This is a genomic window from Streptomyces sp. SID14436, from assembly GCF_010548465.1.
Taxonomy (GTDB): Bacteria; Actinomycetota; Actinomycetes; order Streptomycetales; family Streptomycetaceae; genus Streptomyces.
This window is the reverse complement of sequence record NZ_JAAGMD010000195.1, coordinates 1-2,303: the sequence shown is the minus strand read 5'-3', so window position 1 is coordinate 2,303 and position 2,303 is coordinate 1. Positions and strand designations below refer to the sequence as shown.

Sequence of the window (2,303 nt, the reverse complement as noted above, 5' to 3'; positions counted from 1 at the left end):
GAGGGCCAGCGCCCGGCCGGGGGCGTCGATGTCGCCCGGCACGACGGTCACGCCGAGCCGCCACGCGGCGTGGCAGAGCACCACCGCCTCCGGGCAGTCGGGCAGCAGCAGCGCCAGGTGGTCACCGCGCCGCAGGCCCAGCCGGGTGAGGGCCGGGGCGAGCCGGGCGGCTGCACGCCGCAGCACGCGGAAGCCGATCCGGTGCCCCGGGGCGACCAGGGCAGTGCGGCCCCCGTACCGGCGGGCCGCGCCGTCGAGCAGGTCGGGCAGGGTCTCCCGGGGCACGGGCAGGGGCCACGGGACGCCGGGTGCGTAGAAGCGCAGTCCGGGTTCCTCGGCGGGCCGTCGCTCGAACAGATCCGTCATGACCGGGATGGTGACCGATCGCATGCTGTGACCACTTGTGTCCGGGCGCGCAGGGCCGTCCCGCGCCGTTGTCACTTCAATGACAAGCATCGTTGCCGGATCTGTCGGACACCGACGGGCCCGAGGAGTTACTCCCCGGTAAGGTCACGGAGCCCGCCTTTGATGTCCCTGACACCGAGGGAGCCCCATGGACGACCCCCGCACCAGAACGCCCCCGCGGCGAGACGATGCCCACACCAGGACCCCACCGCCACGAGACGACGCCCGGACGAAGGACCTGCCGGCCGAACTCCAGGACCACCTGCGGCCCTTCCTCGGCGAGATCACCGAGGACGTCGTGCGCGCCATCCGCACCGAGATCCCCGAGTACGCCCGGCCGACGGACGAGACGTACATGCACGTCGTGAACCGGGGGGTCGAACAGGCCCTGGAGGGCTTCCTGTCCCGGCTGTCCGGTTCCGGCGCCGACTGGGAGGACGTCAGGGCCACGTACCGGCGCATCGGGCAGGGCGAGGCCGACGAGGGGCGCAGCCTCGACTCCTTCCAGGCGGCGCTGCGGCTCGGCGCGCGGGTGACCTGGCGCAGGGTGAGCGAACTCGTCGACGTCCACCGGCTGCCGCCGCGGGACCTCATCGCGTTCGGCGAGACCATGTTCGTGCACCTCGACGAGATGGCGGCCGCCACCACCAGCGGATACACCGAGGCCCGGCTGCACGCCGCGGGTGAACTCCAGCAGCGCCGCAGCCGGTTGATCGACCTGCTCACCGGCGACGCGGCCGTCTCCCCCGAGGCGGTCGCCGACCTCGCCCGCACCGCGCAGTGGCCGCTCCCCCGGGACATCGCCGTCGTCGTCACCGAGCACACCGGGGAGCCGGACGCCGTCGGCCGCATCGTGCCGCCGGAGTTCCTCGCCCGGTTGGACGGGCAGCCGGGCATCATCGTCGTCCCCGACCCGGAGGGCCCCGGCCGGGACCGTGCCGTCGCCGGGGTCTTACGCGGCCTGCGCGGCGCGCTCGGCCCCACCGTGCCGCTCGACGCGGGCGCCCGCTCGCTGCGCTGGGCCCGCGACGCGCTCGACCTCGCGCAGCGCGGCATCCTGCCCGGCACCGGCCTCGTCCGCTGCGCCGACCACCTGACCACGCTGCTGCTCTTCCACGACGAGGAACTCGTCGACGAACTCGCCCGGCAGCGACTCGGTCCGCTCGACGCGGTGCGCTCCCCACAGCGCGAGCGGCTCGCCGAAACGCTTCTGTGCTGGCTCAGTTGTGCCCGCAACGCCAGCGAGGTCGCCCACCGCCTCGCCGTGCACCCCCAGACGGTCCGCTACCGGCTCCGCCAGCTGGAAGAGGTCTTCGGCGAACAACTCCGGGACCCGGCGGCGCAGTTCGAGATGCAGATCGCGCTGCGCGCCCGGGAACTGCGCCGGCCGCCGGGCTGACCGCGCCCGCAGGGCCGGCCGGCGGCTCACTCCCCGGCGGACCGTTCGTCGAGCACCGCCACGAAGGCCGAGGCCACCAGCGCGAGGGCGGGGTCGTCGTCGCGGGCCAGCCCGTCCAGCACCTCCCGTACCTCCCGGGCGACCGCTTCCGGCAGCTCCACGAGCGCCTGCACGATGCGGATCCGGGTGCCGGAGTCGGCCGCGGGGGCGGCGAGTTCGCCGGTCAGGGCGGCGATGACGCGCGCCGCGCACCCCGGCTCCCGGGACAGCGCACCCAGGACCTCCGCCGCCTCGACGTCGTGGTCCCCCGCGACAACCATGGCGACCAGCGCGGGAACGGCCCCCGTCGCCCCGCGCCGGCCCAGCGCCAGCGCGGCAGATCCGCGCACCGTCGCGTCCTCGTCGTCCAGCGCGTCGGCGAGCAGCTCGGACGCCCCCGGCGCCTCCCCCAGCTCCACGACCGCCAGCACCGCGCGGCGCCGGATCTCGGCGTCCTCCG

At 75.2% G+C, this 2,303-nt stretch carries 3 protein-coding genes; 1 reads left to right on the top strand and 2 read right to left on the bottom strand.

Annotation, left to right across the window (positions count from 1 at the left end; all coding sequences use genetic code 11):
- Positions 1-366: AMP-binding protein (locus G3I53_RS07095; RefSeq protein WP_164438136.1), on the bottom strand; the 366-nt coding region annotated here is incomplete at its 3' end.
- 187 nt (positions 367-553) lie between these two features.
- Here G3I53_RS07095 and G3I53_RS07090 point away from each other — a divergent pair.
- The gene (locus G3I53_RS07090) at positions 554-1,804 is read left to right on the top strand and encodes a helix-turn-helix domain-containing protein (RefSeq protein WP_164339328.1); all 1,251 of its coding nucleotides are present in this window, start codon (positions 554-556) and stop codon (positions 1,802-1,804) included.
- 26 nt (positions 1,805-1,830) lie between these two features.
- Here G3I53_RS07090 and G3I53_RS07085 read toward each other — a convergent pair.
- On the bottom strand, positions 1,831-2,303 hold a 473-nt coding region (locus G3I53_RS07085; RefSeq protein WP_203616718.1), incomplete at its 5' end, for a HEAT repeat domain-containing protein.